Raw genomic sequence first — 13,731 nt, 5'->3', positions numbered from 1 at the left:
AATGAACTGAGATAATAATAAATAACTGGATGGATAGCCAGTAGAAAAACCACCCCGGAATGCACTGAGTTATCAGCGATAACGGCCTTTTTTAGCGCTAGTTGCTTGGCCTGCTAATGCTATCAGCGTTTTATTAGTATTGGCATGACAGATAGCAACCCCAAGCGCATCGGCCGCATCCGCTTGCGGCTTCGCTGATAATTTCAGCATATGTTGAACCATGTGTTGGACTTGAGATTTATCTGCCCCACCCGTGCCAACGACCGCTTGCTTAATAAGCCTTGCGGCATATTCATAGACAGGTAGATCGGCATTCACCGCGGCAACAATGGCGCTTCCTCTGGCTTGCCCTAGTTTAAGAGCTGAATCTGCGTTTTTTGCCATAAAGACTTGCTCAATAGCGAATACATCAGGTTGAAACTGAGTGATGATCTCACTGACGCCAGCATAAATTTGTTTTAAACGTCCGGGAAGTTGTTTTTCAGAGGTACGGATACAACCACTACCTAAATAGTATAGGTAGCGACCTTGCTGTTGAATCACTCCATAGCCCGTAATACGCGAACCTGGGTCTATCCCCAAAATAATTGACATGAATACCTTTTTTCGTAAACAACGCTTGCTACTACTAACAATAAAAATGGGCTTAACTTACGAAGTTTAAGCCCATTTTCAATACATTAACGAACGTAATTATTTACGACGCCACGTTGTACCACTTGGCCCATCTTCAAGGATGACTCCCAATTCATTGAGTTTATCGCGCGCTAAGTCTGCGTTTGCCCAATCTTTAGCTGCACGAGAGTCGTTACGTAATTTGATCAAGGCTTCGATCTCAGCCGCTTGTTCATCATCACCGGCATCCCCTTTAAGGAAAACCTCAGGGTCTTGATGCAAAATACCTATTACGTCAGCCAACTCACGCATTAATGTACCTAGTTGGCTTGCTTGATGAAGATCTTCCGTTTTTAGCTTGTTGATATCGCGTGCCATATCGAACAACACTGAATAAGCCTCAGGCGTATTAAAGTCATCATTCATCGCAGTAGCGAAGCGGCTAACATACTCATCACCACCAGCAACAGCGACTGAAAGGTCAAGGCCTCTTAACGCGGTATATAGGCGTTCTAATGACGCTCGCGCTTGTTTCAAGTTCTCTTCACTGTAGTTGAGTTGACTGCGGTAGTGGCCAGACATCAAGAAATAACGAACCGTTTCAGGGTCATAATGAGCCAAAACATCACGAATGGTGAAGAAATTGCCGAGTGATTTAGACATTTTCTCGCGGTCAACCATCACCATACCGCTGTGCATCCATGTGTTCACATAAGTAGTATCGTGTGCGCAGCATGATTGAGCGATCTCGTTTTCGTGGTGCGGAAACTGAAGGTCAGAGCCACCACCATGAATATCAAAATGATTACCCAAAATCGCCGAGTTCATTGCAGAACATTCAATATGCCATCCAGGACGACCATCTCCCCATGGCGATTGCCATGTTGGCTCGCCTGGTTTAGACATTTTCCACAGCACAAAATCCAGTGGACTACGTTTTGCTAATTCAACATCAACACGAGCACCAGCTTGCAGCTGATCTAAATCTTGTTTCGATAACTTACCATATTCATCAAACTTGCTAACTTCGAACATTACATCGCCATTATCTGCGACATAAGCAAAGCCTTGTTCGACCAAACGTTCAACCAGTTCAATAATTTCTTGAATGTAGCCCGTTGCTCTTGGTTCAACATCAGGGCGCTTCATATTCAGTGCATCGAAGTCGGCATGCATATCAGCGATTAAACGCTCTGTAAGTGACTCACAAGATTCATCATTTTCTGCCGCACGTTTGATGATCTTGTCATCAATGTCAGTAATATTACGTACAAACGTTAAGTCATAACCTAAATAGCGCAAGTAACGTGAAACCACATCAAAAGAAACAAAGGTACGACCATGACCAATATGACAGAGATCGTATATGGTGACTCCACAGACATACATGCCAACTTTGTTAGCATTGATGGGTTTAAATTCCTCTTTTTGCCTTGTGAGTGAGTTATATATTTTCAGCATGATCTCTATCTAATAACGGTTTGAACTAAAACAGTTTCACAGTATAACAACTCTCTCCTAGTTAGGTCATCCTTAATCTCGACGATTATTCCCAACAACAAACAGATTTGTTGATTTGAATGTGTCGAAAGTTCAGTTAAAATCCGTGCTTCAATAAAAATAGATATAAGGTAACCATCATGATCATCCTTCACACGAATTTTGGTGATATTAAAATTCAACTTAATGAAGAAAAAGCACCAGAGACAAGCGCAAACTTTCTACAGTACTGCCGTGACGGTTTTTACGATAACACCCTATTTCACCGTGTTATCGATGGTTTCATGATCCAAGGCGGTGGCATGACCTCAGGCCTTAAAGAGAAAGCAACTCGCGCTTCAATTAAAAATGAAGCGAATAACGGCTTGAGCAACAAAATCGGTACGCTAGCAATGGCTCGTACCATGGAACCGCATTCGGCAAGTTCTCAATTTTTTATTAACGTGAACAACAACACCTTCTTGGACTTCCGCTCAGAAAGCTTAGATGGTTGGGGTTACTGTGTATTTGGCGAAGTAATCGAAGGCATGGACATCGTAAATAAGATTAAAGGCGTTAGCACTGGCTCTATGGGTATGCACCAAGATGTACCGCTAGAAGAAGTATTCATCACTAGCACGACCATCGAAGAGTAACGGTAGAAGGAGCGCTTGGCGCTCCTTAATTTTAATTATGCATACACTATTTATTTCTGATTTACACCTTAGCCCTTTTCGCCACGATATCACCGACTGTTTTGTACGTTTTATGCGCGAAGAAGCGATTTATGCCGATGCATTGTACGTGCTTGGTGATCTATTCGAATTTTGGATTGGCGATGATGATGACTCCCCTTTTGCGGATCAAATAAAAGCTGAATTTAGCCGTCTTACAGGTCGAGGCATCCCTTGTTATTTTACTCAAGGTAATCGAGATTTTTTACTCGGGAAGCGTTTTGCAAAAGAAACGGGCATTATCCTTCTCGATGAAGAGCACGTTATCAACCTGTATGGCACAAAAGCGGTGGTATTGCATGGTGACACCTTGTGCACTCAAGACATAAAATACCAACAGTATCGCAAGAAAGTACACCAACCTTGGTTACAGTGGATTTTCAACCGATTACCTTTTTCGTTAAAAATGCGTATTGTTGGCAAAGTTCAATCTGACATTAATAGTGATAAACAAATGAAATCACTTGATATTATGGATGTTACGCTTTCAGAGGTCGATTATGTGTTGCGTAAGCATAATGTCGATTTAATGATCCACGGCCATACCCATCGACCTGACATTCATCACACAAAACAATTAAATAAAGAAACAACGCGGATTGTGCTTGGTGACTGGCATACTCAAGGCTCAGTCTTAGTCTATGCTGATAATGGCTTTAAACTTGAAACCCGACAGTTTAAATCAGATAGTTAGAAATTCGTCACATCTTGTAGCGTTATTGTTGCAATTAAAAGTTACAATTTCAGTTATACTCGCTACTGTTGTAATCATCAATAACCAAAAGAGTCTCGCATTGAAATATTCGTATGTTGCTAGGCAACCAATACTAAATAGTGATCGTCAAACTATAGGTTATGAATTACTTTTTAGGGATGGGCCAAAAAATACATTTCCGGATATTGACCCTGAGCTAGCGACCAGTCGTTTGTTGTCTGACCATTTTTTATCGACCCATTACGAGACCCTCGGTAATCGCTTAGGGTTTGTTAATTTTCCTTACCAAAGTCTCATCAATCAAATCCCTACACTCTTTCCAGTAAATAGCCTAGTTGTGGAAGTGTTAGAGGACTGCGAACCCACTGCAGAATTACTAGAAGCGATCAAAAAAATTGCCCATTTAGGCTACCAGATTGCGTTAGATGATTTTGTTCCGCGCAAAGAATGGCTACCCTTCTTCCCTTATGTTTCTATTATAAAATTTGATATTCGAGTAATACCGATTGAAAAGGCGAAACTTTTTATTAAGAAGTTAGGCGCAACTAAAATTGCATTCCTAGCGGAAAAGGTAGAAACATACCAAGAATTTGAACAGGCAAAATTTGCTGGTTTTAAATACTTTCAAGGCTATTTCTTTAGCAAGCCAGAATTACTACAGCGTAAAGCACTAGAGCCCTCGTTTCTGACCGTCGTTCAGCTATTTAAAGAAATAGCAAAAGAGGAGCTCGACTATTCAGCCATCGAAAGTTTGGTCGCTATTGATGTAACACTGTCATATAAGCTTTTAACCTTTGTTAATTCATCGGCAATGGTGTGTGCAAAAATACATTCATTTAAGCAAGCTTTGGTGTACCTCGGAGAGCAACGTTTACGTAAGTTTGTTTCTTTAGTCGCGATAGCTTCTACCCAAGAGTCAAAACCTGACCATCTTTATGGTTTATCTATTCAACGAGCACGTTATTGTGAACTCATTGCAGTAAAAGCTAAATTGACCTTAGCGCCCGGTGCAGGCTTTTTGACCGGTATGTTTTCGCTACTAGATAGCCTACTTGATCAATCACTCGAAAGCATAATAGACGAGATACCGATTGAAGAAGAGGTCAAGTTAGCGCTTACTCAAGGTGAAGGTGTGTTAGGCCAACTTCTTAACCTCACAAAAGCTTATGAACACGCACAGTGGGATACTGTTACTCAAATTGCACAGCAGCTACAATTGAGCGATGAAGATATTGCTGCTTGCTATGATGAAGCGGTTAAATGGGCAACAGAGTTATGTACAGCCAGCGCATAATCAGGTTGTATGCTCTCAATCGAGGCATGTTCTAGACACTTCACTTGTTAATCTCTACACTTCTGCATTGTGTAAGCCCAATTGTAGAGATTGAAATGACAACCTGTTACTGCGGCAATGCCGCCAGTTATGAAAAATGCTGTAAGCCCATTCATGGCGACCACTCCTTAGCCATTCACCCCGAGCAACTAATGCGCGCACGTTACAGTGCACATGTACTTGGTTTAGTCGATTTTGTTATCACAACTTACCACCCTAACTGTCATGCAGAACGCCAGCGCACTGAAATCGAACAGTCGATAAATAGTAACTGGTGTGGTTTGAAGGTTGTTGAAGCAAAATCAGGCAGCCATGCCGATGAAGGTTTTGTCCATTTTAAAGCTTACTTTGAGCAAGATAACCAGCAATTTTGCTTAGAAGAGCGTTCTCGTTTTATCAAACACAATGGCCTTTGGTTTTATATCGATGGTCAATTTCCTGAGCAATACCAGCAAAGCAAAATTGGCAGAAATGACCCGTGCCGATGTGGCAGCGGCAAAAAATTTAAAAAATGTTGTGCTTAAAAGATAAAACGCCAAACTCTCTAGTTTGGCGTTTTAATGATTGAGGACGATTATTCTTGGTCGATCATCCACTTACGGAACGTTTTGCGTTCTTGCGAGGATGATTTTAAATACCACGCTTTGAGTTGTTCTAAATTTTGGCTCTCTGCATTTATATAAGAACTAGCTTGTTCACTGCTTACTTGCTCTAGCGGTTTAGTCTCTACCGAGCTAGCACTTGCCACTGTAACAGCAGGCGCTGTCGTCATTAGCACACCATCAACAAAGTTAATACCTTGAGCTTTGTTGTAATCAGCGACTAATCCATCAAGCCCCATAAATGGAAGCAAACCTTTCTTACCTTGTAATTGGTCTTGCATATAAGCAAGCGGTTGATTGTCTTGTTCTATGCGCCACTGTGGGTTTTCACTTTTAAATACCATTTCGGCTTCTGCAACACTGCGAGCGATTGGATGGTTTACTTTCACTTCATCGCCATTAACCTCAAAGGTCAACACATAAGGGTCTGAAGTAAACACCGAACCATTGCTACCCTTACCTAGGATTTTATCCATGCGAACGATAAGCTGATTGGTGCCTGACTGTATTTCATTTTTACCAATCTTTGACTGCGCATTTTGGCCATTGATATACAAAATAGAAACGCCTTTGGCTGGAATTAGCGTTGCTGCATTGACAGAAAAAGCCAATGCCGTAAGAGCAAATGAAAGCACTTTTATTTTTTTCACAAAAACTGACTCCTTGAATTAATCCTTTTGCTCAAGATACCACTAACACGCTGTTTTATCTTTAACAAAGCAAACAGAATGCTGAAAGTTTGATGGATATTTTTGAATAATATGATGGAAAAAGAAAAGCCACCCCGAAGGGTGGCCTTGAAAACTTGAATCATATTCTATGATTAGAAGCTTGCTTTAACACCAAGAGCTACACCAGTGTCAGTGTTGTCAGCATCGTTGCCACCCACTTCTACGTATGCTGTTGTGTTTGGCGCTAATGCGTAACCAGCGTTAACAAACCAAGTGTCAACATCTTTAGAATTTACCACATCAGTGCTCGCCATGTTGTAACCAACAGCAAACAACCACTTCTCAAACGTATAATCAGCAGTTAGATAGATATTATCACGTTTAACGTCAGTTCCAGGGTTAGCCATATCACCATCAATGGTATAATAAGCTACAGCTAGGTTAGTATTTTCAATACCTGCATAACGTGCTTCTAGTGCTAATAGCGACTCATCCGCTTTAATTGCAGCTGCATCTGCATCACCATAAGATACCGTAAAATCAAAATCTGCAACGCGTAAACCTAGTTTAGCATCAATATAAGAACCATCTTTACCAATTGCTAAAACATCTTTAACACCATTTACTTCTGCTTTAAGGTTCTCATTTTTATCTTGAGCATAAGCAATTGTACCGTAGAACATGCCTTTGTCTAAATCATAACGAATCATTTCATCGCTACAGAAAGAACTTCCGTTGCTAAAGAATGAATCAGCACCAAATTGGTAATCTGAGCCTACACCTGCATCATCAAGAGCACCACAAGTACGGCCTACTTTGATAGAACCCATAGATTGAGAGTAAAGTGCGACATAAGCATCACCTACGTTAGCAGTTTTGCTGGTACCTTTAGTAACATCACTTGATGCACCATCAAATTCCCAGTAACCACCGAATTGTAGATCATCGTTAATAGCGTAACGTACATCAAAGCCAAAATCTGCATCTTGGATTTCTTGTTTGAATTCAGAATTCTCAGCAATTGCTTGAACATAAACAACTTCGATATCACCTTTTAGGTTAACAGTAACACCTTCGTTATTGTAAACTTCGATGCCAGCTTGAGCTGAACCAGCTGCAGCCATAACTGCTAATGCTAATAGAGTCTTTTTCATAATAATCCACTGCCTTTTCTTAGTGTGGGAATTCCTTGTCCGGTTCCCTTATGTTGTTTTTGATGGCAACTTCTAAATTTCAATTTAGTTCGTCACCGCCATTAAATCTCGATAGCTAGATTGCAAAAGATTATCCTTTATGTCAAATATCCTAAAAAACAAGCCTAATTTTTTATAAAATCATTTAAAAACAATGCCTTGAGCGTGTTTTTCATAAAAATACGAGTAAGCTACAACCATAAACATCACTAAATATAAATGATAATAAAAATTCATCATTAGATTTATTGACCAATAAAGTGGTATTTTGTCTCATTATTTAGAACAAAAAACCACAATTAAAGCCCTGACGTAGTTTTATATGTTTCACAACCTAAAATAAATATAAGTTCCGGAAGGTTCAGTTTTTTTTTGTGAAGAAGGTCTAGATTTAATTGAAAAGCATACGATTTCGTGAACTGCGTATACTTTAGCAAAGTGTGCTACCATCGAATTTCCGCAATTTAGGTCCCATTATGCTTACTACCAAAATCCAACAATCCATTCGCACCAGTTATCAAAAACTGCAATTTCAATTGGAAAATTTCATTCCTCGTCGTGGCCAAAACTTTCTAGTCGCAGAAATCGCTAAGACACTTTGTGGTTCATATCACAAATCAAATCGTATTTTGGTTGCGGAAGCTGGTACTGGTATTGGTAAATCACTCTCTTATTTAATGGCGGCCATCCCTGTTGCGGTGTTAAACAATAGAAAAGTTGTGATCTCAACGGCAACTGTTGCACTACAAGAACAGTTGGTTAGTAAAGACTTACCTCTATTTCGCCGTATTACTGACCGCGAATTTTCTTTTATTTTGGCAAAAGGTCGACAACGTTACTGCTGCGCTGAAAAACTGGCGGTAGCATGTGGCGCAGATGAAAGCCAAATTGCGCTTTTCGAAACCAAACCGCAGAAAAAAGATATCGATCTTTTAGCCACGATGTACGACAGATTGACCAAAGGTAAATGGGATGGCGATAGAGATTCATGGCCAAAGGCGATAAAAGATGAACTGTGGCGTTTAATTGTTAGCGATAAGCATAGTTGTAATGGTAGTTTCCCAGGTCACAGGGATTGCCCTTTTCAAAAAGCCCGCTCAGAGCTCGATAAAGCTGATGTCATCATCGCAAACCACAGTTTAGTGATGGCTGATGCTGATCTAGGAGGTGGCGTTATTCTGCCCGAGCCTGAAAATACTATTTATATTTTTGATGAAGCGCATCACCTGCCTCACGTGGCCCGTGACCATGCATCGGCATCGGCCAGTTTAAAAGGGGCAGCAAGTTGGTTGGAAAAGCTCAACCAGTCGGTCACCAAGTTTGCTAGTTTGGCAGAAGAAAGACGAGTGGCTCGTTTTAGAAACGAGCTACAAGAATCCATTCAACAGTTGATCCCAAGCTTAAACCAACTCGCGAAACAGTTTGTTCCTGAACAATTTGTAGAAAAACGCTATCGATTCGAGCACGGTGAACTTCCACAATGGCTTGAAACCGAATCAAAAGATCTAAAAAAACTCTCACAAAAAGCGAATCAATCGCTCGCAAAAATAGCGGACCTTATTGGAGAGCGCGTAAAGGAAGGCGAGCTAGCCGCCAGAATTGCCGAGCCAGCATTGACTGAACTCGGTTTTTATAGTCAAAGATTAGATAACTTGGCACAAGTTTGGGCATTAATGGCTGAACCTCAACGAGAAAAAGGAGCCCCCTTAGCTCGCTGGCTAGAGCTACACCCAGAACGAGACGGTGACTTTGTTGTTAGTGTTTCGCCCCTTGAAATCGGTTGGCAACTGGATAAGCAAATTTGGAGCCGTTGCATAGGCGCTATTTTAGTCTCAGCGACGATGCGAGCACTCAATTCATTTAGCTACTTCTGCATACAAGCGGGGGTCAGCGAAAAAGCTGAAGACGGCACACGCTTTTTGGCATTAGCATCTCCTTTTAACTACCAAGGTCAAGCTGAGTTGTTGATCCCTACTATGCGTGTCGAGCCGCAGGCCAAAGAATTTACTGATTATCTTGTCGAACGTTTACCGGAATTTATTACCGATGGTAAAGCTAACTTGGTATTGTTTGCCTCTTATTGGCAAATGCGTGAAGTAGCAGAAAAACTGGCAGCCGATTTTGTAAAAAAAGGCTGGGCCTTACAAATACAAGGCGATTCATCGCGCTCAGAAATTCTAAATAAACATAAAATGCTAGTGCAGTGTGCAAAAACAAGTGTGTTATTTGGGACGAGTAGCTTTTCGGAAGGTTTGGACTTACCAGGGGAACTGCTAGAAAACTTGGTGATCACTAAAATACCTTTTGCTGTTCCGACTTCGCCAGTCGAGCAAGCACATGCAGAATATATTGAAAAGCGGGGAGGAAACTCTTTTATGCAAATTACCGTGCCAGAGGCCAGCAAAAAGCTGATTCAAGCAGCGGGGAGATTGCTGCGTAAAGAAAGAGATTCTGGTAGAATCGTCATTCTTGACCGACGCATTGTATCCAAACGCTATGGCAAGTCACTACTCGACTCTTTGCCACCCTTTAAACGAAATATCGAATATTAATTAAGGCTTCAAGGTTGCGCCTTTTTATCCAATAACTTAGGGCCTATTTTATTCATGGAACTTGTTGAACCAACCATGTTGGTTGTATTAGCACTCGTCGCCTTTGTGGCGGGGTTTATTGATGCTATCGCAGGCGGGGGCGGCATGCTAACCGTACCTGCATTGCTGTCTATTGGTCTACCACCACACATTGCATTGGGTACTAATAAGCTAGCCGCTACCTTTGCTTCATCGACCGCAGCTTTCACCTACTACCGCAAAAAACTATTCCAACCTCGCTGCTGGCTACGAGCCTTTGTGGCGACATTTATTGGTGCGGTTATTGGCACCTTTGCGGTTGATGCCATTAGTACCGATTGGCTACAAAAAGTGCTACCACTGATTATCTTGGCGGCAGCGGTTTATACGATTTGGCATAAAACGCCAGATGCGAAGCAAAATGTCAGCCCGCAACCTTGCCCGACTTTACATAAGAAACAATATATTCAAGGCTTAACACTAGGGTTTTATGACGGCCTTGCCGGCCCCGGGACGGGGGCATTCTGGACCGTTAGTTCAATGGCTTTGTATCGACTGAATATATTACTTGCTTCTGGGTTGGCAAAGGCGATGAATTTCACCAGTAACCTTACCTCATTGGTGACTTTTGCTATATTGGGCCATATCGATTGGGTTTTAGGCCTAACCATGGGGGTTTGCTTAATGGCTGGAGCATTTGTTGGCGCACATTCCGCCATTCGCTTTGGGGCTAAATTTATTCGCCCTGTATTTGTTAGCGTGGTCAGTGTTCTCGCGCTTAAACTCGCCTATGACGCATGGTTTGTCACCTTATGAATCATTTTTCAAAGCTTAAGACCTTAATCGATGAGCTTAAACAACAGGCTGCGCAAGTTGACCGTTCTCGCGGTGAACATCACCACGTTCTATTCGATGAGCGACTGTTTCGTTGCAAAGCTCATTTATTAGTACCTTGTGTGCTGGAAACACAGTCGACTTATGATTCCATCATGCGCGAGCAAGAAACGAATCGTTTAACAAGCCAACGCGCCGAATATCTGACCGAACGTTTACTAGCCCAAATTTCAGCGATACAAAGAGAAATCTCTACCCTATCGATTAGAAAAAGCGAACCCAAGCATAGTAGCTACTACCGAAAACCAATTAATGCCTTATATCAAGAGCTTGCACAGCACCAAGAGTGGGAGCGACGTTTGATGGATATGGTCAGAGATAAAGAACTTAGTTTGCGACAAACCTCTGCCTTTAATCAGCAACAAGCACAACAGGCATTGATAACCGCCGAGCAACGACTTAAACGTTGCCAAGAAGCAAAAGCAAAAATTGAAAAACAAATCACCTTCAGAGAGAAAAACCAATAACATGGACTCAGCTTTAGACACCGCCCCCGCAGAGGTTAAGCTCGCCGTTGACCTCATTTATTTGCTTGAAAGCAATGAAATCGCGCCAGAGATAGCACTAGCTGCCATGCAAATCGTACAACAAGATTTATTGCGTAAGATTAAAGCAAATAAAAATTGAGGAGCGAAAACTCGCTCCTTTTAGCTTAATGTGCTTAACGCTAAACTTTGAATTGCCCAACCAATTGCTGCTGCTTAGCAGAAAGCGCACTGATCTGAGAGCCGACCGATTCTGACTCACCGGCTCTTTCGAGTATTTGCGCACTTAAATCACGAATATTCGATAAGTTTTGATTAACCTCACCTGACACCGCTTGCTGCTCTTCAGCCGCTTTCACTATCTGGCTGTTCATATCGTTAATGGCAGAGATTGACTCAAAAACTGTACTTAACTCGACAACTGCTTTCTGCACTTGCTCAGCCGTACCATTTGCCAATTCATTACCTTGTTGGATAACCTCGACGACCCCTTTCGTACCTTGCTGCACCTTTTCGATAACTTGGCGGATCTCTCCGACCGAATCTTGAGTACGTTGCGCTAAGTTACGTACTTCATCAGCAACCACTGCAAAGCCTCGTCCCTGATCTCCAGCGCGAGCCGCTTCGATTGCCGCGTTTAAAGCGAGCAAGTTGGTTTGCTCTGAAATACCTTCAATGACCGATAAAATTTCGGTGATATTGGCATTGTTGCGTGCGAGTTCTTCTACTACCGGAACCGCATCGCTCATCCGTACCACAAGCTTATGCATTTCAGCTTCAGAGGCACGAATCACCTCCTGACCAATCAATGCAGAACTATTGGCTTGAGAAGCCGCATTAACCGCAGCTTCAGCATTTTGTACCACAAGACTGGCCGTTTGCGTCATCTCTTCAGAGGCGGTGGCGACTAAATCCATCTCTTTAAACTGAGACTCGCTACTGCTTCGTGTTTGAACAGCAGCGTTACGTGCTTGAACTGTGGTCTGCGCTACTTGATTCGCCGTTTCAACCACTTGTTGAATGATCGACTGCAATTTATCTAAGAACTGATTAAACCCGTTTGCCAGTTGACCAATTTCATCTTGTGACGTCACCACAAGACGCTGAGTTAAATCCCCTTCTCCTGAACCAATATCTTGTAAACGTAATGCTACTTCTCTAATTGGTTTTACGATTTTCGCAGCACTTAACGCAATAACACCTAAACCAAGTAGCACTAAAATAGTACCCACCAGCAGTTCAGTTTGGATGCCTCTCTCTACTTGCTGAGTAATGATTTGATCGAGTTGACTCGCATCTGCCAATACGCTCGCTTTAGGCATTTCAAATATCACTCCCCATGTTTGGTTAGCGACATTAATTGGAGCAAAAACTATGAGCCATTGACCATCATCACTCCATTTCGCCTGCACCTTTTGGCTAGCACGAAACTCTTGCATTTCCCGAACCGTCAAAACAGCGCTCGATAATGACTTACCTAATGTGAGCGATGAATCATCGCTCGCGATCAACGAGCCTTCTGCGCTGGTAATAAACACTTTGCCGTTACCTTCAAAAAGGTTGTGATCGGAACCTAGAGCAATATCAACTAATGGAGTGAGTGCTAGGTCAATACCAAAAAATCCTATCGGCAAGCCGTCGATTAAAATAGGCACAGAGATTGAAGAAGAGAGAAAGGAACCATCGTCATTTTGAATCATTCTTGGTGAGGAAATGCAGGTTTCGGCATCAGATAATGGACAAGCAAATCGTTCGCTCTCTTTCGCATCTTTTAACGCTTGTTCACTTAATACATTAGCAACAACATTTCCACCATTGGCTGCCGTTAACCAATAGGCTGCAAACCGACCAATTTCATTTGAACCTACATAGGCCGCATTTTCATAGTTTGCGTCTTCCCCGTCGAGCATATCGGGTTTAAATACAAGGTAAGCCCCTTGAATACTTGGGAAACCCACAACTGACTTACGGACCATTTCATCAAGTGCCGTACGTAGTACTTCACTTTCGCCAAAGTTCTCTTCGGTATTGGTTTTAAAAAACAGGGCATTCGCTGCCAGCATTTCTGCTCTGAACATCGCCTCACTTAGGTATTCTGACACTTCGGTCGCATTGAGCAATGCACGTGTTTGCAGTAATTGTTGTGACTTAGTGGCCACTGAGTCGGAACTTTGCTGCTTAATAATATATTGGTTATTAACGGCGTTATAAACCGAAAAACCAATGAGTGATAGTGAAGTAATCAACAAGCAAAAGCCTGCCAAAAGTGTAATTTTCCACTGGACCGATAGTGTTCGCATACAACATCCCTATGTTTGCATCAGCTTAATTTTTTAAAGAGTGAATGGTTCAACCAAATTAACCATATTAACCCAAGAGATCAATTATAAGTTTATAAAAATATCAATAGGGAACTCAGTAGCTGCTTACCATATTTATT

The 13,731-nt window shown here is 41.9% G+C and carries 13 protein-coding genes; 8 read left to right on the top strand and 5 right to left on the bottom strand.

Going from position 1 to position 13,731, the window contains the following annotated elements:
- Window positions 1–72: 72 nt before the first annotated feature.
- Together ruvC and cysS are read right to left on the bottom strand one after the other, a co-directional pair.
- Window positions 73–594 carry a crossover junction endodeoxyribonuclease RuvC gene (ruvC, locus tag AACW06_RS07895; RefSeq protein WP_192074655.1) on the bottom strand — a complete coding sequence of 174 codons (522 nt, stop codon included), beginning with the start codon at window positions 592–594 and terminating at the stop codon, window positions 73–75.
- 99 nt (window positions 595–693) lie between these two features.
- Window positions 694–2,076, bottom strand: coding sequence for a cysteine--tRNA ligase (gene cysS, locus AACW06_RS07890; protein ID WP_192074654.1), 1,383 nt, complete (start codon window positions 2,074–2,076; stop codon window positions 694–696).
- A gap of 179 nt (window positions 2,077–2,255) precedes the next feature.
- On the opposite strand from cysS, the gene AACW06_RS07885 reads away from it, so the two are divergent.
- From AACW06_RS07885 to AACW06_RS07870, 4 genes are all read left to right on the top strand, one after another.
- On the top strand, window positions 2,256–2,750 hold the full coding sequence (locus AACW06_RS07885) for a peptidylprolyl isomerase (RefSeq protein WP_053310062.1): 495 nt from the start codon (window positions 2,256–2,258) through the stop codon (window positions 2,748–2,750).
- Window positions 2,751–2,787: 37 nt separating this feature from the next.
- Window positions 2,788–3,522, top strand: a complete 735-nt coding sequence (lpxH, locus tag AACW06_RS07880; protein ID WP_192074653.1) for a UDP-2,3-diacylglucosamine diphosphatase — start codon at window positions 2,788–2,790, stop codon at window positions 3,520–3,522.
- A 100-nt stretch (window positions 3,523–3,622) separates the two neighbouring features.
- On the top strand, window positions 3,623–4,837 hold the full coding sequence (locus AACW06_RS07875; protein WP_192074652.1) for an EAL and HDOD domain-containing protein: 1,215 nt from the start codon (window positions 3,623–3,625) through the stop codon (window positions 4,835–4,837).
- A gap of 95 nt (window positions 4,838–4,932) precedes the next feature.
- Complete coding sequence (locus AACW06_RS07870) at window positions 4,933–5,400, top strand: YchJ family metal-binding protein (RefSeq protein WP_176246237.1); 468 nt, start codon at window positions 4,933–4,935, stop codon at window positions 5,398–5,400.
- Between the two features lie 50 nt (window positions 5,401–5,450).
- On the opposite strand, the gene AACW06_RS07865 is transcribed toward AACW06_RS07870, so the two are convergent.
- Together AACW06_RS07865 and AACW06_RS07860 are read right to left on the bottom strand one after the other, a co-directional pair.
- Window positions 5,451–6,128 carry a DUF2057 family protein gene (locus AACW06_RS07865; protein WP_192074651.1) on the bottom strand — a complete coding sequence of 226 codons (678 nt, stop codon included), beginning with the start codon at window positions 6,126–6,128 and terminating at the stop codon, window positions 5,451–5,453.
- A gap of 173 nt (window positions 6,129–6,301) precedes the next feature.
- Window positions 6,302–7,303: a porin gene (locus tag AACW06_RS07860; RefSeq protein ID WP_176246235.1), complete on the bottom strand. Its 1,002-nt coding sequence runs from the start codon at window positions 7,301–7,303 to the stop codon at window positions 6,302–6,304.
- 515 nt (window positions 7,304–7,818) lie between these two features.
- Here AACW06_RS07860 and dinG point away from each other — a divergent pair.
- From dinG to rsmS, 4 genes are read left to right on the top strand one after another with little or no spacing between them, the layout of a single operon-like run.
- Entirely contained in the window at window positions 7,819–9,894 is a 2,076-nt protein-coding gene (gene dinG, locus AACW06_RS07855; protein ID WP_192074650.1) for an ATP-dependent DNA helicase DinG, read from the top strand.
- A gap of 54 nt (window positions 9,895–9,948) precedes the next feature.
- The gene (locus AACW06_RS07850) at window positions 9,949–10,728 is read left to right on the top strand and encodes a sulfite exporter TauE/SafE family protein (RefSeq protein ID WP_192074649.1); all 780 of its coding nucleotides are present in this window, start codon (window positions 9,949–9,951) and stop codon (window positions 10,726–10,728) included.
- Window positions 10,725–11,273: a primosomal replication protein gene (locus AACW06_RS07845; protein ID WP_053310069.1), complete on the top strand. Its 549-nt coding sequence runs from the start codon at window positions 10,725–10,727 to the stop codon at window positions 11,271–11,273. The genes AACW06_RS07850 and AACW06_RS07845 overlap by 4 nt, the downstream gene beginning before the upstream one ends.
- Window position 11,274: 1 nt before the next feature.
- On the top strand, window positions 11,275–11,433 hold the full coding sequence (gene rsmS, locus AACW06_RS07840; protein WP_192074648.1) for a pleiotropic regulatory protein RsmS: 159 nt from the start codon (window positions 11,275–11,277) through the stop codon (window positions 11,431–11,433).
- A 40-nt stretch (window positions 11,434–11,473) separates the two neighbouring features.
- Here the strand turns inward: rsmS and AACW06_RS07835 are convergent, their stop codons facing one another.
- A complete protein-coding gene (locus tag AACW06_RS07835) occupies window positions 11,474–13,591 on the bottom strand; it encodes a methyl-accepting chemotaxis protein (protein WP_192074647.1) in 2,118 nt (705 codons plus the stop codon).
- Window positions 13,592–13,731 lie beyond the last annotated feature (140 nt).

The sequence above is a fragment of the Vibrio sp. S12_S33 genome, assembly GCF_963889785.1.
Lineage (GTDB): Bacteria > Pseudomonadota > Gammaproteobacteria > Enterobacterales > Vibrionaceae > Vibrio > Vibrio aestuarianus.
Note: the sequence above shows the minus strand (reverse complement) of the source record. Positions and strands in the feature narration are given on the sequence as shown.

Bases quoted from the DNA above. Each gene is read 5' to 3' on its own strand.
- ruvC (WP_192074655.1), bottom strand. From the start codon at position 594: ATGTCAATTATTTTGGGGATAGACCCAGGTTCGCGTATTACGGGCTAT.
- rsmS (WP_192074648.1), top strand. From the start codon at position 11,275: ATGGACTCAGCTTTAGACACCGCCCCCGCAGAGGTTAAGCTCGCCGTT.
- AACW06_RS07850 (WP_192074649.1), top strand. From the start codon at position 9,949: ATGGAACTTGTTGAACCAACCATGTTGGTTGTATTAGCACTCGTCGCC.
- AACW06_RS07835 (WP_192074647.1), bottom strand. From the start codon at position 13,591: ATGCGAACACTATCGGTCCAGTGGAAAATTACACTTTTGGCAGGCTTT.
- AACW06_RS07870 (WP_176246237.1), top strand. From the start codon at position 4,933: ATGACAACCTGTTACTGCGGCAATGCCGCCAGTTATGAAAAATGCTGT.
- dinG (WP_192074650.1), top strand. From the start codon at position 7,819: ATGCTTACTACCAAAATCCAACAATCCATTCGCACCAGTTATCAAAAA.
- AACW06_RS07885 (WP_053310062.1), top strand. From the start codon at position 2,256: ATGATCATCCTTCACACGAATTTTGGTGATATTAAAATTCAACTTAAT.
- AACW06_RS07860 (WP_176246235.1), bottom strand. From the start codon at position 7,303: ATGAAAAAGACTCTATTAGCATTAGCAGTTATGGCTGCAGCTGGTTCA.
- lpxH (WP_192074653.1), top strand. From the start codon at position 2,788: ATGCATACACTATTTATTTCTGATTTACACCTTAGCCCTTTTCGCCAC.
- AACW06_RS07845 (WP_053310069.1), top strand. From the start codon at position 10,725: ATGAATCATTTTTCAAAGCTTAAGACCTTAATCGATGAGCTTAAACAA.
- cysS (WP_192074654.1), bottom strand. From the start codon at position 2,076: ATGCTGAAAATATATAACTCACTCACAAGGCAAAAAGAGGAATTTAAA.